Genomic DNA, 18754 nt, shown 5'->3' with positions numbered 1-18754 from the left:
CGCGATGATCTCGCTGTCGACGTCCTCCACCTACCCCGAGTCGACCGCCCGCGGCTTCGCTTATGCGGCCGAGGTGGGCTACGACGGGGTCGAGATCATGGTCGGGATCGACGCGCTGTCGCAGCAGACCCATGCGGTCAAGCAGCTCGCCGAGCACCACGACATCCCGATCGTCGCGATCCACGCGCCGACGCTGCTGTTCACCCAGCAGGTCTGGGGCTTCGAGCCCTGGGGCAAGCTCGAGCGGTCGGCCGAGATGGCCGCCGAGGTCGGCGCGGGGGTGGTCGTCGTACATCCGCCGTTCCGCTGGCAGCGCGAGTATGCGGCCCGGTTCGTGGAGGGGATCGCGACGCTGGAACGCTCGACCGGGCTGAAGTTCGCGGTGGAGAACATGTATCCGTGGCGGGCGGCTCGGCGCGCGACGCAGATGTATCTGCCGCACTGGGACCCCTCGACCGAGGAGTACGCCAACACCACCATCGATCTCTCCCACGCCGCGATCGCCGGCGACGACGTGATCGAGATGGCGAAGCGGCTCGGGTCACGGCTGCGGCACATCCACCTCACCGACGGCACCGGCTCGGCCAAGGACGAGCACCTCGTCCCCGGCCGCGGCCACATGGGCGCCGACCGCTTCCTGCGCCACCTCGCGTCGTCGGGGTTCGACGGCGAGATCGTCCTCGAGATCAACACCCGCCGCGCCCGCTCCCGCGCCGAGCGCGTCGCCGACCTCCGTAAGTCGCTCGAGTTCGCCCGGAAGCACTTCCAGGCCTGATGGCCACGAACTTGTCAGGTGAAGGTTCACTGGACGGGCCAGGCTCTGTCGGAGTTCGTCGGCGGGTCGCGAGCAGGCGGCTCGTAGTTGCCGCGGTGGCGTGAATGAGGACCACCCCGGCCGGTTGCGGCGTACTGTTCTTTGCTCTTGCGCTGACTGCGTGTGGTGACGACTCACGTGGTGATGGCGATCGGGTCGCTGCAGCGGGCGGGGTGGATTTCTCCGCAGGCATTCGAGTCGCGGACGTGGCCTCTGGTGAGGTCAACACCATCCATGTCACGGGGCTCTGTGTCGAAGGGGGCGACGGCAGCGGACGAGTGACTGCCGTCGATGCGGCGCCCGACTCCGGTCTCGAGGTGCGCCGATTCACGGTGCTCGATGAGATGGCGGATGTCGGCGGCGCCAGACAGCCGTTCGAGAAGCTAGGCCTGGCCGCAGACCAGCGAGATGTGTCCCAGAAGTGCGGGGCCTCGGAGGCAGGGGCGGCGTTGTACGTCGAGGTCGTTCCGTCAGGTGACAGGTCCGCCTTCTCGCCTTACCTCACGATCGCGACGGAGGTGAATGGGGTAGCCGACTCATTTCGTTATCCCCTGGGGCTCACACTCTGCGTCGTCGGAGAGGCCGACGAGGAATTCTGTTCAGGTGAAGCTCGCGCCGGGAAATCCTGAACCTCAGTCGCGGGCGGCGAGCCAGGACCAGGTGAGCGAGGTCAGGGCGAGGACGAGGACGGCGGTGGCGACGCCCCACCAGCCGACGACGTACGCATAGCCGAGCAGCCACCCGAAGAGGCTGGAGCCGCCGTAGTAGAAGAGGTTGTAGAGGGCGCTGGCCTGCGCCTTCCCGACCTTCGCGCGGGCGCCGACCCAGCCCGAGGCGACGCCGTGGGCGCCGAAGAAGCCGGTGGTGAGGACGAACAGGCCGGTCAGGACCATCGCGAGGTTGTCCGGGAAGGTCATCGCGACGCCGACGATCGTGATGACGACGCAGGTCAGCATGACCTTTCGGCGTCCGTGGGTGGCGGCCAGGCGACCCGCGACCGAGGACGACACGGTGCCGCCGAGGTAGGCGAAGAAGATCTGGCTGGAGATCGCCACCGGCAGCCCGAAGGGCTCGCGCTCGAGGCGGAACCCCAGATAGTTGTACGTCGCCACGAACCCGCCCATCAGCAGTGCTGCCTGCCCGTAGAGGACGAGCATGCCCGGGTCGCGGAGGTTGGCGAGCACGCCCTCGCGTACGGACGTGGTCGGCTTGCCGGTCGGGCGGACCCAGCCCTGGGCGCGCGGGATCAGGGTGATGGCGACGATCGCAGCGATCGCGGAGAGGACGCCGCCGGCGGTGACGCCCAGCCGCCAGCCGCCGAGGTCGGCGAACGGGCCGGTGATGACCCGGCCGAGGAGGCCGCCGACGGTGGTGCCGGAGATGTAGATGGCCGCGGCGAGGCTGACGTGGCGTACGTGGATCTCCTCGGCGAGGTAGGCGACCGCGAGGGCGGGTACGCCGCCGAGCGCGAGGCCCTCGAGGCTGCGCAGGACGAGGAGGGTGGTGAAGCCGGGGGCGAGAGGGGTGAGCAGGCCGAGGACCAGGGAGATCGAGAGCGCGATCTTCATCGCCGGCGCGCGGCCGATGCGGTCGGCGACCCACGACCAGCCGAGGACGCTGACCGCGAGCCCGAGGGTCGCGGTGGAGACGGTGAGTGCGGCCGAGGCCTCGTCGACCTCGAGCGCGTGCGCGACGGTGGGGAGGATGCCCTGGGTGGAGTACATCTGCCCGAAGGTCGCGATCCCGGCGGCGAAGAGGCCGATCAGGATCCGCCGGTAGCCGCTGCTCCCGGCATCGTGACCTGCCCACGAGCGGGTCAGGGAGGCATCTACGGACATCGTTCTCACGGTAAAGCAGGTCGTACGCCCGGGTGAACCTGGCGGCTGCGTGAGATATCTCTACTCTTGGGTCGATGTCCGCCATCTCCTCCCACCTCGCCGACCGACTTTCGACCCGTCTCGTCGGTGTCGACGTGGCGCGGTGTCTGGCACTGCTCGGCATGATGGCGACGCACGTGCTCGACCCGGTCGACGCGACCGGGGAGATGACCCGGATCCAGGCCGTTGCCGGTGGCCGGTCCGCGGCGCTCTTCGCGGTGCTCGCCGGGGTCAGCCTGGCGCTGATGACCGGACGTCAGGAGCCGGTGAAGGGGCGGGTGCTCGCGTCGCGGTCCTTGGGGCTGGCCGTGCGGGCGGTGCTGATCGCCGCGCTCGGGCTGGTGCTCGGCTCGCTCGGCACCAACATCGCGATCATCCTGACCTACTACGGGGTGCTGTTCCTGCTCGGCATCCCGTTCCTCCGGCTGCGGGCACGCTGGCTGTGGCTGCTCGGCGCGCTCTGGATCGTCCTCGGGCCGCTGTTGTCGCTGGTCATCCGGCCGATGCTGCCGCCGCGGCAGTTCGCCAGCCCGGAGCCGTCCCAGCTGCTGGAGCCCGGCCGGCTGCTCGCCGAGCTGCTCTTCACCGGCTACTACCCGGCCGTCCCGTGGCTGGCCTACCTGCTCATCGGGATGGCCATCGGCCGCATCGACCTGCGCAACCGGCTCGTGGTCTCCATGCTCTGGACGGGCGGCGTCATCATCTCCTTCTCGGCCACCTGGCTCTCGGAGAGGCTGACCCGGCTGCCGTCGGTGGCCGAGGTGCTGCTGCGCAGCTATCCGGCGATGGACATCGACGAAGCACTGACCTCGATGAGCCTGGATCTCTACGGGCAGACGCCGGTCGACGGCGGTTGGCAATGGCTGCTGGTCGTGGCACCGCACTCGTCGACACCGTTCGACCTGGCGCAGACGATCGGCAGCTCGATGTTCGCCATCGGCGCCTGCCAGATGATCGCGCTGCGGTTGCCCGACCGGTGGCGCACCGCGATGGCGGTGCTGTTCGGTGCGGGCACGATGACCCTCACCCTCTACACGCTGCACGTGGTGATGAGGACCGACGCGGTCTGGCCGCCGGAGACCCCCGACACGTACGTCCTGCATGTCCTCGTCGTGATGGCGATCGGCGCGCTCGTCACCGCCTGGGGTCGCCCCGGGCCGCTCGAATGGCTCGTCGGCCGCCCCGCGGCGTGGTTGCGCCGGACGGAGCCTCGCCCCGAGCTGCCGTCGTCGGGTTAGCGTGCTCTTGTGAGCGAGCGTCAGCGAGTGAACCGCATGAGCACGAAGGCACCGCGGCGGGGGCGCAGACCCGGTTCGCCGGACACCCGCGCGGCGATCCTCGCGGCGGCTCGGCAGCGCTTCGCGCAGCAGGGGTACGCCGCGACGTCCGTCCGCGGGATCGCGTCTGCCGCCGGGGTCGACTCCGCTCTGGTGCACCACTACTTCGGCACCAAGGAGGACCTCTTCGTCGCCTCGCTGGAGCTGCGGGTCGATCCGCGAGACGTCGTTCCCCTGATCGCCGCCGGGGGCCGCGACGGGGTAGGGGAGCGGCTCATACGTATGCTCCTGAGCATCTGGGACGACGAGGAGTCCCGGCTCCCGTTGATGGCGTTGATGCGCAGCGCTTTCGAGCCGGAGGGGAAGGCTCTGGTGCCGGATGCCTTCGGCCGGCTGATCCTGGCGCCGGTCGGCGAGGCACTCGAGCTCGATGAACCCGAGCGGCGGATCACGTTGGTGGCCTCGCAGCTGGTCGGGCTCGTCGCGCTGCGCTACATCGCCCGGATCGAGCCGCTCGCGTCGGCCCCGGTGGACACGCTGGTGGCGACGTACGCGCCGGTGGTCCAGGGTTATCTGACCGGGCCTTTGCCGTAGTCCTCTTGCGCACGCGGCGTCCTCGTGTCACATTTCATCATGTGATGAATAACGTGGTGGAGTTGTCCGGCCTCCGGGTCGTACGCGGGAAGCGCGAGGTCCTCCACGACCTCGACTTCTCCATCCGGGCAGGCGAGGTGACCGGGCTGCTCGGGCCGTCCGGGTGCGGCAAGACGACGCTGATGCGCGCGCTGGTGGGCGTCCAGGCGAAGGTGACCGGGACGGTGACCGTCCATGGTGAGCCGGCCGGGTCTGCGTCGTTGCGCTCGCGGATCGGCTATGTCACTCAGGAGAGCAGCGTCTACAACGATCTGACGATCACCGAGAACCTCCGCTTCTTCGCCAAGGTGCTCGGCGTCCCGTCTTCCTCGGTGGCGGCCGCGATCGAGACGGTCGACCTGGTGGCCTACGCCGACCAGGTCGTACGCGATCTCTCCGGTGGTCAGCAGTCGCGGGTCTCGCTGGCGGCGGCGCTGCTCGGCTCGCCGTCGCTGCTGGTGCTCGACGAGCCGACGGTCGGGCTCGACCCGGTGCTGCGCGAGCAGCTGTGGGGCACGTTCCGAACGCTGGCGGAGGACGGCGCGGCCGTGATCGTGTCCAGCCACGTGATGGACGAGGCCGACCGGTGCGACCGGCTGCTGCTGATGCGTGAGGGCGCGATCCTCGCCGACGGCAGTCCGGCCGAGATCAAGCAGAAGGCGAACGCGGACGACATCGAGCACGCGTTCCTGACCCTGGTGAGGGAGGGAGGACGATGAGCGAGCGCCAGCGAGCGAACCAGACAATCAACACGCCGCCGCGTCCGTACTCTGGCGCTTGCGCTACGGAGGTGGCGGCGTGAGTCTGCGACGTACCCTTGCGGTCGCCGGGCGGGTGCTCGCCCAGATCCGGCGCGATCACCGCACCCTGGTGATGCTGGTGGTCCTGCCGACGCTGCTGATGTCGCTGCTGTGGTGGATGTACGAGGAGTCTCCGGCGCCCATCTTCGACCGCATCGGTCCGGCCCTGCTGGCGATCTTCCCGTTCATCGTGATGTTCCTGGTCACCTCGGTGACCACGCTGCGCGAACGCTCCTCGGGGACGCTCGAGCGGCTGCTCGCGATGCCGCTGGGGAAGGGCGACTTCCTGCTGGGCTATGCGCTGGCCTTCGGGCTCCTCGCCGCCGTCCAGTCCGGTGTGGCCGTCGGGGTCAGCGTGGGTCTGCTCGGGCTGGAGATCACCGGCTCGGTCGCTCTGCTCGTCGTCGTCGCGATCGTCGACGCCGTCCTCGGCACCGCGCTCGGGCTGCTCGTCTCGGCCTTCGCCACCACCGAGTTCCAGGCCGTGCAGTTCATGCCGGCGATCGTCGTCCCGCAGATCCTGCTCTGCGGGCTCCTGGTGCCGCGGGACTCCCTGCCCAGTGTGCTGGGCACCATCTCCGACGTCCTCCCGCTCTCCTACGCGGTCGACGCGATGACCCACCTCGTCACCTCCACCGGCACCAGCGACGTCTGGTCCGACCTCGCCGTCGTCGGCGGGTTCGTGGTCGCCGGCCTCGCCCTCGGCTCGGCGACGCTACGGCGGCGTACTCCCTGACTGCCGAGTCCGCACGTGTGGGGACCGAGTCTGTAGTTGTGGGCGACGAGACTCCAGTTTCGTCGCCCACAACTACAGACTCGGCTGCCAGAACTACCGACTCGGCGGGATCGGGTTGTGAGGTGGTGAGCGGAAGTTGACGGAAGGGGTACGGGAAGCGGATCGGGGCGAAACCTTGACACCGGAGAGTAGAGGTCGCCAGTCCCCGACCCGAAACGGTGTGAGTACGCGTGACCGACACCCACTGTCCTTACTGCAGCTTGCAGTGCGGGATGACCCTTTCACGCAAAGGGCCCCGGCTGGAGGTCAGTGAGCGATCGTTCCCGGTGAACGAGGGAGCCCTCTGCCGCAAGGGGTGGACGGCGGCCGGCCTGCGCGGGAGCAGGGAGCGGCTGACGACCCCCATGGTGCGGGACCGGGCGACGGGGGAGTGGAGCGCGGCGACGTGGGACGAGGCGCTCGACCTGGTCGCCTCGAAGCTCTCCGACCTGCGAAAGACCAACGGCGCCGACGCGAACGCCGTCTTCGGTGGTGGCGGACTGACCAACGAGAAGGCCTACCAGCTCGGCAAGTTCGCCCGGGTCGCCCTCGGCACCTCCCAGATCGACTACAACGGCCGCTGGTGCATGAGCTCCGCGGCCTCGGCGGGCAACCAGGCCTTCGGCGTCGACCGGGGTCTGCCGTTCCCGCTGGCCGACATCGAGAAGACCGACGTGTGTGTGCTGGTCGGGTCCAACCTGGCCGAGACGATGCCGCCGGCGGCCCGTCACCTCGACCGGCTGCGCGAGAACGGTGGCAAGGTCGTCGTCATCGACCCGCGGCTGACCCCGACCGGCGAGCGTGCCGACCTCTTCCTCCAGCCGGTCCCCGGCACCGATCTGCCTCTCGCGCTCGGCGTCCTGCACCTGCTCGACGCGGCCGGCGCGGTCGACGAGGACTACATAGCCGAGCGGACCACAGGCTTCGAGGACGTACGCCGCTCCGTGGCCGCCTGGTGGCCGGAGATGGTCGAGCGGGTCACCGGCGTCGAGGCGCGCGAGGTGCGCGAGCTCGCCACCTTGCTCGCGAACGCGGAGAAGGTGACGGTCCTGACCGCGCGCGGGGCCGAGCAGCACGCCCAGGGCACCGCGACCGTCCTGGCCTGGCTCAACGTCGCGCTCGCCCTCGGCATGCCCGGCAAGGCGTACGCCGGCTACGGCTGCCTCACCGGCCAGGGCAACGGCCAGGGTGGCCGTGAGCACGGCCAGAAGGCCGACCAGCTTCCGGGCTACCGGATGATCGACGATCCCGCGGCCCGCGCGCACGTCGCAGCCGTCTGGGGCGTCGACCCCGAGACGATCCCCGGCAAGGGCCGCTCCGCCTACGAGCTGCTGGACGCGCTCGGCACCCCCGAGGGCCCCAAGAGCCTGCTCGTCTTCGGTTCCAACATCGTGGTCTCCGCCCCGAACGCCACCCACGTCACCGAGCGCCTGGCAGCGCTCGACCTGCTCGTCGTCGCCGACATGGTGATGAGCGAGACCGCCGCGCTCGCCGACGTGGTCCTGCCGGTGACGCAGTGGGCCGAGGAGACCGGCACCATGACCAACCTCGAGGGCCGGGTCATCCTGCGCAACCAGGCGATCAGCGCGCCCGACGGGGTGAAGAACGACCTCGACATCATCACCGGCCTCGCGACCCGCCTCGGTGCCGCTTCGACCTGGTCGACCGACCCCGAGGAGATCTTCGAAGAGCTCCGGGCGGCCTCGAAGGGTGGCAAGGCCGACTACAGCGGGATCACCTACGACCGCATCCGCGACGAGGACGGCGTCTTCTGGCCCTGCCCCGAGGACACCGAAGGCACCCCGCGCCTCTTCGCCGACTCCTTCTTCCACGCCGACGGCCGGGCCCGTTTCATCGACGTCGCCCACCGCGGCCCGGCTGAGGCCCCGAGCGCCGACTTCCCGCTCCATCTCACCACCGGCCGGGTGCTGGCGCAGTACCAGTCCGGTGCCCAGACCCGGCGGATCAAGGACCTTCCCGACGACGGCGCCTTCGTCGAGCTCCACCCGCTGCTGGCCGACCGGGTCGGCGCCCACGACGGCGACCCGGTGGTCGTACGCACCCCGCGCGGCGAGATGAAGGCGCCGGCGCGGGTCGTGACCACGATCCGCCCGGACACGGTCTTCGTGCCGTTCCACTGGGTCGGCGCCAACAAGCTGACCAACGACGCGCTCGACCCCTCCAGCCGGATGCCGGAGTTCAAGGTCTGCGCCGCGGCGGTGAGCGCATGAGCGAGCGCCTGAACGAGAAGCGGATCGTCATCATCGGTGGCGGCATGGCCGCGGCGCGGCTCGTCGAGGGACTGGTCGCGCGCGGCCTCGGCCCGCAGACGACCGTGCTCGCGGAGGAGCAGCACGTGCCGTACAACCGGATCCTGCTCTCCGCCGTGCTCGAGGGCACCCACCGTCCCGGCGCGCTGGCCCTGCGCGAGAAGCAGTGGTACGCCGACCGGGGAGTCGACCTCCGCCTGGACAGCCTCGTCGTCGACATCCACCGAGACACCAAGACGGTCGAGCTCGCCGACCGGACGCGGATTCCCTACGACGCCGTGGTGCTGGCGACCGGGGCCATCCCGAGCCTGCCGCCGATCCGCGGCGTTGTGCGGATGGACGGCTCGATGGACCCGCGGGTGCAGGCGTTCCGCAGTCTCGACGACTGCGCCCGGCTGCTCGACACGCTCCACGACCACCCGCGCAGCGCGGTGATCGTCGGCGGTGGCCTGCTCGGGCTCCAGGTCTCCCGTGCCCTGGCCGTACGCGGCATCGAGACCGAGATCGTCGAGGGCCGCGACCACCTGCTCAGCAGCCAGGTCGACGCCTCGGCCGGCAAGGTGCTGAAGCGGTCGATGGCCAAGCTCGGCACCCAGGTCTACCTGGGCGCCCGCGCGATCCGGCTGACCGACGAGGGTCTCCAGCTCGACAACGGCTACACCCTCGAGACCGACCTGGTGGTGCTCACCGCCGGCGGCCGCCCGCGCGCCAACCTCGCCCGCCGCGCCGAGCTCACCGTCAACCGCGGCATCGTCGTCGACGACCAGCTGCGCAGCGTCGACGACCCCGACGTCTACGCGATCGGTGACTGTGCCGAGCACAACGCCACCGTGACCGGCTTCGTCTCGCCGGCCTGGGAGCAGGCCGGGGTCCTCGCCGACGTCCTCGCCGGGAACCAGGCGGCCTATGAGGGGCACCGTGTCGTCGCCCGTCTCCGTGCCACCGACCTGGACGTCTGCGTCCTCGGCGAGCCCCAGAACGAGACGGGCGAGATCGTCGAGATCGCCAACCCGATCAAGGGCACCCACCGCAAGCTGGTCGTCCGCGACGGGCGCATCGTCGCCGGTGCCCTCGTCGGCGACCTGAGCCGGGTCGGCCTGATCACCCAGGCCTTCGACCGGCAGACGGTCCTCGGCGAGCACGAGGCCGGACAGCTGCTGCTGCCCGAGCCGTCCTCGTCGGGCTCCGCGATCCCGCAGCTCCCCGACGACGCGGAGGTGTGCGCCTGCGCCGGGGTCAGCGCCGGCCGGATCCGGGCGTGCCGGTCCCTCGAGGACGTACGCGACACGACCCGCGCCACCACCGGATGCGGCGGCTGCGCGCCGACCGTACGTCAGCTTCTGGCCACGCGGCCCAGCGGCAGCCAGCTCAACGCCAGTCAGATCAGTGCTAGCCAGCCCAGCAACGGGCAGCTCAGTGTGGAAGGAACTACGTCATGAGCCCTCACCTCCGCAAGAAGGTCGTCGTCGTCGGCCACGGCATGGTCGGTCACCGGTTCGTGACCGCCGCGATCGAGCGCGGTCTCACCGAGACCCACGACATCGTGGTCTTCGGTGAGGAGCCCCGCCCGGCGTACGACCGGGTCGCCCTCACCAGCTTCTTCGAGGTCGGTGCCGAGGCCCTCTCCTTCCTGCCGTCCGGTGCCTACGAGGACCCGCGGGTCACGCTGCGCACCGGCACGAGCGTCGTCGAGATCGACACGGCAGCCCAGACGGTGATGCTCGCCGACGGCGAGGAGATGGCGTACGACGAGCTGGTGCTCGCCACCGGAGCGGCGCCGTTCGTGCCGCCGGTGCCGGGTTCGGAGCTCGGGAACGTGTTCGTCTACCGCACGATCGAGGACCTCGAGGCGATCCGCGAGGCCGCGAAGACCGCGAAGGCCGGGGCCGTGATCGGTGGTGGCCTGCTCGGGCTCGAGGCCGCCAACGCGCTGCACCAGCTCGGCGTCGAAACCCACGTGGTCGAGATGAACCCGCGGCTGATGTCCGTGCAGATCGACGAGGCCGGCGGCCGCATGCTCGGTCGGCACATCACCGACCTCGGCCTCACGGTCCACACCGGGGTCATGACGGAGTCGATCTCCCCGGACGCCGAGATCTCGGTCGTGGACGAGGACGAGAGCGGGGTGCTCGACGGCAAGGTCAGCGGCCTGAAGTTCAAGGACGTCGAGGAGCCGCTGGCGGTCGACATGGTCGTCTTCTCGGCCGGCATCCGGCCGCGGGACGCGCTCGCCCGAGCGGCCGGCCTGGACCTGGCCGAGCGTGGCGGCGTGCTCGTCGACGAGCAGTGCCGGTCCTCCGACCCGCACGTGTGGGCGGTCGGCGAGTGCGCCGCGCCCGGCGGGAAGATGTACGGCCTGGTGGCCCCCGGCTATGACATGGCCGAGGTCGTCGCCGACGCCCTCCTGGGCGGCGCCGGCACCTTCGCCGGTGCCGATATGTCGACAAAGCTCAAGTTGCTCGGTGTCGACGTCGCGAGCTTCGGCGACGCGCACGGCACCACCGCGGACTGCCTCGAGCTCACCTACTCCGATGCTGTGGCCGGGGTCTACAAGAAGCTGGTGATCAGCGAGGACGGCACCCGCCTGCTCGGCGGCGTGCTGGTCGGTGACGCCTCGGCGTACGGCCTGCTCCGTCCCATGGTCGCCTCCGGCATCGCGCTTCCGGAGAACCCGGAGGAGCTGATCCTCCCCCAGTCCACGGGCGGTGGGGGAGGAATTCAGCTCCCGTTGGAGGCGCAGGTCTGCTCGTGCAACAACGTCACCCGCGGTGACATCGAGGCGGCCGTCGACAACGGCTGCGAGAGCGCGGCGGACGTCACCAAGACCACCAAGGCCGGAAGCACCTGCGGCTCCTGCAAGGTGCAGGTCAAGAAGATCGTCGAGGACTACTTCACCGCCCAGGGCAAGACCGTCGACACGAGCCTGTGCGAGCACTTCGCGATGACCCGCGCCGAGCTCTTCGACGTGGTGCTGATCCACGGCTACAAGACGTTCGACCAGATCGTCGAGGCTCACGGCACCGGCCGCGGCTGCGACCTGTGCAAGCCCGCCGTGGCGAGCATCCTGGCCAGCCAGCTCAACGGGCACGTGCTGGCCAAGGAGAACCGCAAGCTCCAGGACACCAACGACGCCTACCTGGCCAACCTCCAGAAGAACGGCTCCTACTCCGTCGTCCCGCGCATCCCCGGCGGTGAGATCACCCCGGAGGGCCTGATCGTGATCGGTGAGGTGGCCAAGGAGTTCGGCCTCTACACCAAGATCACCGGCGGCCAGCGCATCGACATGTTCGGTGCCCGGATGGAGGACCTGCCCGCGATCTGGAAGCGTCTGGTCGACGCCGGCTTCGAGTCCGGCCACGCCTACGGGAAGTCGCTGCGGACCGTGAAGTCCTGCGTCGGCTCGACCTGGTGCCGCTACGGCGTCCAGGACTCCGTCGGCCTCGCGATCATGCTGGAGACCCGCTACCGCGGCCTCCGCTCGCCGCACAAGCTCAAGGGCGGCGTCTCCGGGTGTGCCCGCGAGTGCGCGGAGGCCCGCGGCAAGGACTTCGGTGTCATCGCCACCGAGAAGGGCTGGAACCTGTACGTCGGGGGCAACGGTGGCGCCATCCCGGCCCACGCCCAGCTGCTCGCCGGCGACCTGAGCACCGAGGAGCTGGTCCGCTACCTCGACCGCTTCCTCATGTACTACGTACGCACCGCCGACCGCCTCCAGCGCACCTCGACCTGGATCGATTCCCTCGACGGCGGCCTGGACCGGGTCCGCGAGGTCGTGGTCGACGACGTCCTCGGACTGGGCACGGAGCTCGAGGCCGCGATGGCCACGCACGTCGACGGCTACTTCGACGAGTGGAAGGCGACGATCGAGGACCCGGAGAAGCTCAAGCGGTTCGTCTCCTTCGTCAACGCCCCCGAGATCCCGGACCCGAACATCTCCTTCGGGTCCACCCGTGGCCAGATCGTGCCGGACGTCGCGGACGGCCCGGTCTCGCTCGGTGCCACCATCCCTGTCGGCGCACCCACCCTGGAGGAGTCGCGATGACCCAGACGCAGACCCAGACGTACATCTCCGTCTGTCGCCTCGACGACATCGACCCCGAGACCGGCATCGCCGCGCTGGTCAGGGGCGAGGCGGTGGCCGTCTTCCGGACCCTCGACGACCGCGTCTTCGCGCTGTCCAACTTCGACCCCTACGGGCACGCCTCGGTGCTTGCCCGCGGGATCGTCGGGACGCGCGGCGAGGTGCCGTTCGTGGCCTCGCCGCTGCTCAAGCAGCCGTTCTCGCTCGAGACCGGCGAGTGCCTCGACGACCCCGCCGTGAGGGTGCCGACCTACGAGGTCGACGTGGTCGACGGGGAGGTCCGCATCGGGGCGCTGCGTGGTTGAGTGCTGTCCCTGTGCGCCCGGCGCCCGGCGTCCCTGACGTTGGGTAGACGCTCACGGCGTGTCGCGCGCCAAGACGTCAGGGACGCCGGGCGCTACTCGCCTGAAGCGACGCCGTGAGGCCGTGAGCGAAAGTTAGCGCCGACGATCGAGCAGGCCGCGCACGGCGAAACGCTGCCGCCGCAAGGTGGAAGCATGGCGGTGCACAATGCTCAGGAGATCTACGATTCTGATGTGGACAGTGGCGCGCTGAGCGGCTTCCGCGTCGGGGTGACCGCGGCGCGGAAGGCCGAGGAGCAGATCAACATGCTCGAGAGGCGAGGCTCCCAGGTGGTCTGGGCGCCCGCGCTCTCCGTCGACCCCAACCGGGTCGACGCCGGCGCGCTGCGCGCGGTGACCGAGCAGATCATCGGCCAGAAGATCGACATGTTCCTGGCGACGACCGGTATCGGGACCCGCGCGTGGTTCGACGCCGCCGAGGAATGGGGGCTCCTCGACCGGCTCCTGGAGACGCTCGGCAGAGCCGAGATCCTGGCGCGCGGACCGAAGTCGGTCGGGGCGCTCCGGCGCCGTGGGCTGCGTGAGCTGTGGGCACCGGAGTCGGAGGAGTTCGACGACGTCCTGGAGCACCTGCGCGGCCGTGACCTGACCGGCAAGCGGATCGTGGTGCAGGAGCACGGGCAGTCACTGTCGATGGTCGCCCACGCGCTGACCCGGCAGGGCGCCGAGGTCATCAACGTGGTCGTCTACCGGGTCGAGTCGGCTGCGGACCCGGAGCCGATGTTCCGGCTGGTCGAGACGTTGGCCGACGGTGAGCTGGACGCGGTGACGTTCACCTCCGCGCCTGCCGTCGCCGCGTTCATGCAGGCGGCCGGCTCGGTCGGCCTGCGCGACGAGGTCGTGGCGGCGTTCCAGGCCGACGTGATCGCGGCCTGTGTCGGTCCGGTGACCGCCGCCGCCTTCGAGATGTGGGGCGTACCGACCATGATCCCCGACCGCTCCCGCACCGCGGCCATGGTCAAGATGCTCGAGGCCGAGCTGCCGCTGCGGCGCTCCGGGCTGATGATCGAGCTCGTCGGCGGCCACCAGCTGCTGCTCCACGACGACGCGGTGATCCTCGACGGCGCCGAGGTGAAGCTCTCCCCGGCCCCCGCCGCTGTCCTGGGCGCTCTCGTCGCCAACCCGGGCAACGTCGTCTCCCGGCAGGTCCTGCTCGCCACGCTCCCCTCCGGCACCGCCGGCTCCGAGCACGCGGTCGAGATGGCCGTCGCCAGGCTCCGCTCGGCGCTGGGCACCAAGACCATCCAGACGGTCGTGAAGCGCGGCTACCGGCTGGCGGTGGGCTCATGAGGCTCGTCGTCGCCGCCCACGGCACCCGCCAGCTGCTCGGCAACGCGGTCGCCTCGATCATCGCCAAGCGCGCCGGCCGCGCGCTCGCGATGGAGTCGAAGGCTGCGTACGTGGAGCTCTGCGAGCCGCTGCTGACCGATGTCCTGGCCGACGGCCAGCCGTCTGTCGTGGTCCCGCTGCTGCTCTCGACCGGCTACCACATCAAGGTCGACCTGCCGCAGGCCGCCGAGGGGCTGCCCGTGACCATGGGCCGCGCGCTCGGCCCGGACCCGCTGCTCTCCTCCGCGCAGGTCTCCCGGCTGGTCGCTGCCGGGGCGGTCCCCGGCCAGCCCGTCGTCCTGGTCGCCGCCGGCTCCAACGACCCCTCCGCCCGCGCCGACATCGCGGAGGCCGGCCTGATGCTCGAGAAGGCCTGGGGCGGTCCGGTCAGGGTCGCCACCGTCTCCGGCTCCGGCGCCCCGCCCATCGACGAGGTCGTACGCCCCGGCGACGCCGTCTCGCCCTACCTGCTCGCCCCCGGCTTCTTCTCGGACCTGGTCCGAACCCGCTCCGAGGCCGCCGGCGCCGAGGTCGTCGCCGACGTCATCGGCCCGCATCCCGACGTCGTCGAGCTGGTCGTACGCCGTGCCTCGGCGCTTCTCGCCGAGGAGCGGTCCGCGCAGGCCGGTTGACCGCCGTTCGAGCTCGACCAGCGGCCAGCCGCTCAGGTCGTGTAGTCGGCGTTGATGCGGATGTAGCCGTCGGTGAGGTCGCAGCCGTAGACCGTGAACTCACCCGACGCGATCCCGAGATCGACCTCGATCGAGACCTCGTCACCAGACAGATAAGTCGACAAATCTGCCAATAGATTTGCCGAGACCTGGACGGGGTAGGTCTCGGTGCCGCCGAAGGCGATGCGGACGTGCTCGGGGGAGATGTCGGTCTCCTCGCGGAGCTTGCCGATGGCCATCGCGACCCGGCCCCAGTTGGGGTCGGCTCCGTGGACGGCGGTCTTGACCAGGGGCGAGTTCACGATGGCCTTGCCGACGCGCTTGGCCTGGGCGTCGTCGCGGGCGCCGCTGACCACGACCGTGATCAGCTTGGAGGCCCCCTCGCCGTCGGAGGCGATCTTCTTCACCAGCGCGAGCGCGGCGTCATAGAGCGCCGCCTCGAACTCGCCCAGGTCGACAGCGCCCGCCGCCCCCGAGGCGAAGATCGCCGCGGTGTCGGAGGTCGAGGTGTCGGTGTCGATCGAGACCGCGTTGTAGGTGCGGTCGACGACCCGGCGGAAGGCTGCGTCGAGATCGGGGGCGGGCACCGCGGCGTCGGTGAAGAAGTAGGTCAGCATCGTGGCCATGTCGGGCTCGAGCATCCCGACGCCCTTGGCGATCCCGGTGATCGTCGCGTCGCCCACGGTGCGGGTCTCGATCTTGGCGACCGTGTCGGTCGTCATGATCGCTGCCGCGGCGGCGTCGAAGTCGGCCTCGCCGGCCGTCCCGGCGAGCTTCTCGAGAGCCGGCGTGAGCACGTCCATCGGGTACTGCACACCGATCACGCCCGTGGACGCGACCAGCAGCTCCTCCGGGCGGACGCCGACGAGCTCGGCCGCCAGGCGGCGTACCTCCAGGGCGTTGGCGTCACCCGTCGGACCGGTCGCGACGTTGGCGTTCTTCGAGATCGTCACCATCCCGCGGAACGCGGAGAGGTCCGAGGTTCGGGAGAGCAGCACCGAGGCGCCGGCGAAGCGGGATCGGGTGAAGACCGCAGCGCTGGTGACCGGGCCCGAGGGGGCGGCGACGACGGCGAAGTCGTCAGCGCCCTCCTTGAGACCGAGGTTGGCGGTGACTCCGACGAATCCGGCTGGTTGAGGCATGCGCACAGCCTAGAACCAGCGGATGCCACCTAGGTCCTATGTCCGCAACCAGGCGAACGCCGCCGCCTCCAGGATCACCCACGAACGGAGTACGCGGCCGACGAACGTGATCCCGACGAAGAGCATCAGGTTGGCCTTGAGCGAGCCGTAGACCACCGCGAGGATCGCCAGCGGCGGAAGCCCGCTGAGCGCGGCGATCGCGAGCAGCCCGCCTGCGTAGGCGGGCCGTCCCTGCGCGCGTCGCTCCCATTTCTCCATCCGCTGCCGCCACTTCTCGCACGCCATCTTCTTGCGGAGGAAGGGGAGAGAGGTGGTGCCGTGGCCGGCGTAGTACCAGACGACCTTCGAGCTGGTCTGGCCGATTCCCGCCACCAGGGCGAGCACGAGGGCCGAGAAGGTCAGGTTCGAGGCGGCCACCGCGAGGTAGGTCTCGAAGTTGATGATGGGGAAGAGGCCTCCGGTGAAGGAGGCGGCGAAAGTCCCGAGAATGAGGTCCATCAGCCGACCTCTGGACCGCGCGGAGACTGAAACAATTCAACGGATGTGTGTTGGGGGATCACCCGCGAAACCTTAGATGTAATTCGTGCCACAGTGCGACATCGGCGTCACATCCACATTACGGACCGCTCACCGAAATGAGGCGTTTCTCACCTAAACATGGGGGTCAGGACCGGCTATCGGAACATGGCCCGCAGTTGGATCGATCAATTGTCCAGGCCCGTGATCGATGACCCACTCTGGTGCACGGTACCCCGGTTGGAGCCGTCTTCAACTGGGGTAACGTGCCTGCAATCGGCGAAACTTTGAAGGGTGTCGGAATGGTTGACGTGGACAAGGTCCTCGATGAGGCGGGGCTGACGAATCCTCATGTGCGGGAGTACGTCTCCTACTGGGCAGGGGTGACCGGAGCCGAGCAGATCGAGGTTGTCAGCGCAGCCGACGACGAGCGGCTCCTCCAGGAGTCCCTCGCAGCAGGCGAGCTCCTCCCGGTCACGGGCGGCCGCTACTACAGCCGTTCCTACAGCAAGGACACCGCGCGCTCCGAGGAGCGCACCGTGGTCGCCACCTCCAACCCGGAGGACAAGGGCGTCTACAACAACTGGAAGCCCGCCGACGAGACCGTCAAGACGCTCACCGAGCGGATGACCGGCGCCTCGGTGGGCAAGACGATGTACGTCATTCCCTACCTGATGGCTCCCGCGGGCAGCCCGCTCGAGGCCTACGCCGCCGGTGTCGAGCTCACCGACAGCCGCCCGGTCGTGCAGCAGATGATCCGGATGGCGCGCGTCGGCATCGACTACATCAACAACCTCGCGGACCCGAACTCCTTCGTCCGTGCCGTGCACGTGACCGGCGACCTGCCCAACCTCGGGCAGGGGACCGACAAGGACCAGCGCCTGTTCGCGACGGTCGCTGACCAGCGTACGATCCTCCACTTCGGCTCCTCCTACGGCGGCAACGCGCTGCTGGGCAAGATCGCCCACGGCCTGCGCCAGGCCTGCTACGACGGCCGCGCCTCCGGCAAGTTCCTGGCCGAGCAGTTCCTGCTGCTGGGCATCAAGGACAAGGAGACCGGTGAGGAGTTCCACGTCGTCGGTGGTTTCCCGTCGGCCTCTGGCAAGACCAACCTCTCGATGACGCTCTCGCCCGACGCCCTCGGAGAGCGTTACGAGGTCACCTTCTACGGCGACGACATCGCCTGGATCTGGGTCGGCGAGGACGGCAAGCTGCGTGCCTTCAACCCGGAGAACGGCGTCTTCGGTGTCGCCAAGGACACCAACGAGAAGACCAACCCGGGCGCCATCCAGGCGATCCTGCCGGGCTCGGGCGCGATCTTCACCAACGTCGCCTACAACGAGAAGACCCATGAGGTCTGGTGGGAGGGGCTCACCAAGCACCACCCGGACGACCTCGACGGCTGGATCGACTGGAAGGGCGAGCGCCTCGCCGATCGGCTCGACTCCGAGCTCCGGGAGCCGTGGGCGCACCCCAACTCCCGCTTCACCACGCCGATCTCGCAGGTGCCCAACGCGGCGCCCGACTTCGACGACGCGGCCGGCGTGCCGATCGACGCGATCATCTTCGGTGGCCGCACCCGTGACCGCGAGCCGCTGATCCGCGCGATCACCGACGTGGCCGAGGGCGTCTACGACGGCCTCACCCTGGGCGCCGAGGCGACCGCTGCGGCCGACGGCCTCGAGGGCGTGCTGCGCTACGACCCGATGTCGATGCGTCCGTTCCTCGCCTACGAGGAGGGCGACTACGCCCGCCACTGGCTGAAGATCATCGGCGAGGCCACCGACAAGCCGGTCTTCGCCCACGTCAACTGGTTCCAGCGTGACGCCGAGGACGGTCACTTCCTGTGGCCCGGCTACCGCGAGAACGTGCGCGCGCTGCTGTGGCTGCTGCAGTTCAAGAAGGGTGAGGTCAAGGGCCAGCAGAGCCCCGTCGGCGTCATCCCGACCGAGGACGAACTGGACCTGCGCGGCCTCGAGCTGCCGCAGAAGGACCTGGACCGAGTCCTCTCCCTCGACCTGGCCCGCTGGAAGCAGGAGATGGGCTTCCGCGAGGAGCACCTCAAGCAGTTCAAGCTGCCCGAGGAGATCTGGGAGGCGCACAAGCGCGTCGCTGCTGCCATCGACGAGGCCGCTCAGGCCTGATCGAGACCACAGTCGGGGGCGGCGTACGGAATTCGTTCCGTACGCCGCCCTTCGATGTTTCCG

General features: G+C 69.7%; 16 protein-coding genes. 13 read left to right on the top strand and 3 right to left on the bottom strand.

What is annotated here, in order from left to right:
* Positions 1-4 precede the first annotated feature (4 nt).
* Both ACIA03_RS03785 and ACIA03_RS03780 read left to right on the top strand, forming a co-directional pair.
* Positions 5-775, top strand: a complete 771-nt coding sequence (locus ACIA03_RS03785) for a sugar phosphate isomerase/epimerase family protein (RefSeq protein ID WP_396979387.1) — start codon at positions 5-7, stop codon at positions 773-775.
* A 104-nt stretch (positions 776-879) separates the two neighbouring features.
* Entirely contained in the window at positions 880-1443 is a 564-nt protein-coding gene (locus tag ACIA03_RS03780) for a hypothetical protein (RefSeq protein WP_396979385.1), read from the top strand.
* 3 nt (positions 1444-1446) lie between these two features.
* Here the strand turns inward: ACIA03_RS03780 and ACIA03_RS03775 are convergent, their stop codons facing one another.
* Positions 1447-2652, bottom strand: coding sequence for an MFS transporter (locus ACIA03_RS03775; RefSeq protein WP_396979383.1), 1206 nt, complete (start codon positions 2650-2652; stop codon positions 1447-1449).
* Between the two features lie 74 nt (positions 2653-2726).
* On the opposite strand from ACIA03_RS03775, the gene ACIA03_RS03770 reads away from it, so the two are divergent.
* The 10 genes from ACIA03_RS03770 (at position 2727) to ACIA03_RS03725 (ending at position 14850) form a co-directional block, all read left to right on the top strand.
* On the top strand, positions 2727-3929 hold the full coding sequence (locus ACIA03_RS03770) for a heparan-alpha-glucosaminide N-acetyltransferase domain-containing protein (RefSeq protein ID WP_396979381.1): 1203 nt from the start codon (positions 2727-2729) through the stop codon (positions 3927-3929).
* 36 nt (positions 3930-3965) lie between these two features.
* Positions 3966-4562: a TetR family transcriptional regulator gene (locus ACIA03_RS03765; protein ID WP_396979379.1), complete on the top strand. Its 597-nt coding sequence runs from the start codon at positions 3966-3968 to the stop codon at positions 4560-4562.
* Positions 4563-4606: 44 nt separating this feature from the next.
* On the top strand, positions 4607-5320 hold the full coding sequence (ccmA, locus tag ACIA03_RS03760; RefSeq protein WP_396979377.1) for a heme ABC exporter ATP-binding protein CcmA: 714 nt from the start codon (positions 4607-4609) through the stop codon (positions 5318-5320).
* A 79-nt stretch (positions 5321-5399) separates the two neighbouring features.
* On the top strand, positions 5400-6137 hold the full coding sequence (locus ACIA03_RS03755) for an ABC transporter permease (protein WP_396979375.1): 738 nt from the start codon (positions 5400-5402) through the stop codon (positions 6135-6137).
* A gap of 230 nt (positions 6138-6367) precedes the next feature.
* Positions 6368-8407 carry a molybdopterin oxidoreductase family protein gene (locus ACIA03_RS03750; protein WP_396979373.1) on the top strand — a complete coding sequence of 680 codons (2040 nt, stop codon included), beginning with the start codon at positions 6368-6370 and terminating at the stop codon, positions 8405-8407.
* Positions 8404-9885, top strand: coding sequence for an FAD-dependent oxidoreductase (locus ACIA03_RS03745; protein ID WP_396979371.1), 1482 nt, complete (start codon positions 8404-8406; stop codon positions 9883-9885). The genes ACIA03_RS03750 and ACIA03_RS03745 overlap by 4 nt, the downstream gene beginning before the upstream one ends.
* Positions 9882-12488: a nitrite reductase large subunit NirB gene (gene nirB, locus ACIA03_RS03740; RefSeq protein WP_396979369.1), complete on the top strand. Its 2607-nt coding sequence runs from the start codon at positions 9882-9884 to the stop codon at positions 12486-12488. The genes ACIA03_RS03745 and nirB overlap by 4 nt, the downstream gene beginning before the upstream one ends.
* Positions 12485-12832 (top strand): nitrite reductase small subunit NirD, encoded by a 348-nt coding sequence (nirD, locus tag ACIA03_RS03735; protein ID WP_396979367.1) that lies wholly within the window; start codon positions 12485-12487, stop codon positions 12830-12832. Before nirB ends, nirD begins: the two co-directional genes overlap by 4 nt.
* A gap of 192 nt (positions 12833-13024) precedes the next feature.
* Positions 13025-14179 carry a uroporphyrinogen-III synthase gene (locus ACIA03_RS03730; RefSeq protein ID WP_396979365.1) on the top strand — a complete coding sequence of 385 codons (1155 nt, stop codon included), beginning with the start codon at positions 13025-13027 and terminating at the stop codon, positions 14177-14179.
* On the top strand, positions 14176-14850 hold the full coding sequence (locus tag ACIA03_RS03725; protein WP_396979363.1) for a sirohydrochlorin chelatase: 675 nt from the start codon (positions 14176-14178) through the stop codon (positions 14848-14850). Before ACIA03_RS03730 ends, ACIA03_RS03725 begins: the two co-directional genes overlap by 4 nt.
* 32 nt (positions 14851-14882) lie before the next feature.
* Here ACIA03_RS03725 and argJ read toward each other — a convergent pair whose 3' ends face one another.
* Both argJ and ACIA03_RS03715 read right to left on the bottom strand, forming a co-directional pair.
* A complete protein-coding gene (gene argJ / locus ACIA03_RS03720) occupies positions 14883-16031 on the bottom strand; it encodes a bifunctional glutamate N-acetyltransferase/amino-acid acetyltransferase ArgJ (RefSeq protein WP_396979361.1) in 1149 nt (382 codons plus the stop codon).
* A 36-nt stretch (positions 16032-16067) separates the two neighbouring features.
* Positions 16068-16529, bottom strand: a complete 462-nt coding sequence (locus ACIA03_RS03715) for a hypothetical protein (RefSeq protein ID WP_396979359.1) — start codon at positions 16527-16529, stop codon at positions 16068-16070.
* Between the two features lie 320 nt (positions 16530-16849).
* Here ACIA03_RS03715 and ACIA03_RS03710 point away from each other — a divergent pair, with 320 nt between their 5' ends.
* Positions 16850-18691, top strand: a complete 1842-nt coding sequence (locus tag ACIA03_RS03710) for a phosphoenolpyruvate carboxykinase (GTP) (RefSeq protein WP_396979357.1) — start codon at positions 16850-16852, stop codon at positions 18689-18691.
* Positions 18692-18754: the final 63 nt, after the last annotated feature.

This window comes from Nocardioides sp. NPDC051685, from assembly GCF_044453405.1.
Lineage (GTDB): Bacteria > Actinomycetota > Actinomycetes > Propionibacteriales > Nocardioidaceae > Nocardioides.
This window is presented reverse-complemented; position numbering and strand designations above follow the sequence as displayed.

Bases quoted from the DNA above. Each gene is read 5' to 3' on its own strand.
- ACIA03_RS03785 (WP_396979387.1), top strand. From the start codon at position 5: ATGATCTCGCTGTCGACGTCCTCCACCTACCCCGAGTCGACCGCCCGC.
- ACIA03_RS03780 (WP_396979385.1), top strand. From the start codon at position 880: ATGAGGACCACCCCGGCCGGTTGCGGCGTACTGTTCTTTGCTCTTGCG.
- ACIA03_RS03775 (WP_396979383.1), bottom strand. From the start codon at position 2,652: ATGTCCGTAGATGCCTCCCTGACCCGCTCGTGGGCAGGTCACGATGCC.
- ACIA03_RS03770 (WP_396979381.1), top strand. From the start codon at position 2,727: ATGTCCGCCATCTCCTCCCACCTCGCCGACCGACTTTCGACCCGTCTC.
- ACIA03_RS03765 (WP_396979379.1), top strand. From the start codon at position 3,966: ATGAGCACGAAGGCACCGCGGCGGGGGCGCAGACCCGGTTCGCCGGAC.
- ccmA (WP_396979377.1), top strand. From the start codon at position 4,607: ATGAATAACGTGGTGGAGTTGTCCGGCCTCCGGGTCGTACGCGGGAAG.
- ACIA03_RS03745 (WP_396979371.1), top strand. From the start codon at position 8,404: ATGAGCGAGCGCCTGAACGAGAAGCGGATCGTCATCATCGGTGGCGGC.
- nirB (WP_396979369.1), top strand. From the start codon at position 9,882: ATGAGCCCTCACCTCCGCAAGAAGGTCGTCGTCGTCGGCCACGGCATG.
- nirD (WP_396979367.1), top strand. From the start codon at position 12,485: ATGACCCAGACGCAGACCCAGACGTACATCTCCGTCTGTCGCCTCGAC.
- ACIA03_RS03730 (WP_396979365.1), top strand. From the start codon at position 13,025: ATGGCGGTGCACAATGCTCAGGAGATCTACGATTCTGATGTGGACAGT.
- ACIA03_RS03725 (WP_396979363.1), top strand. From the start codon at position 14,176: ATGAGGCTCGTCGTCGCCGCCCACGGCACCCGCCAGCTGCTCGGCAAC.
- argJ (WP_396979361.1), bottom strand. From the start codon at position 16,031: ATGCCTCAACCAGCCGGATTCGTCGGAGTCACCGCCAACCTCGGTCTC.
- ACIA03_RS03715 (WP_396979359.1), bottom strand. From the start codon at position 16,529: ATGGACCTCATTCTCGGGACTTTCGCCGCCTCCTTCACCGGAGGCCTC.
- ACIA03_RS03710 (WP_396979357.1), top strand. From the start codon at position 16,850: ATGGTTGACGTGGACAAGGTCCTCGATGAGGCGGGGCTGACGAATCCT.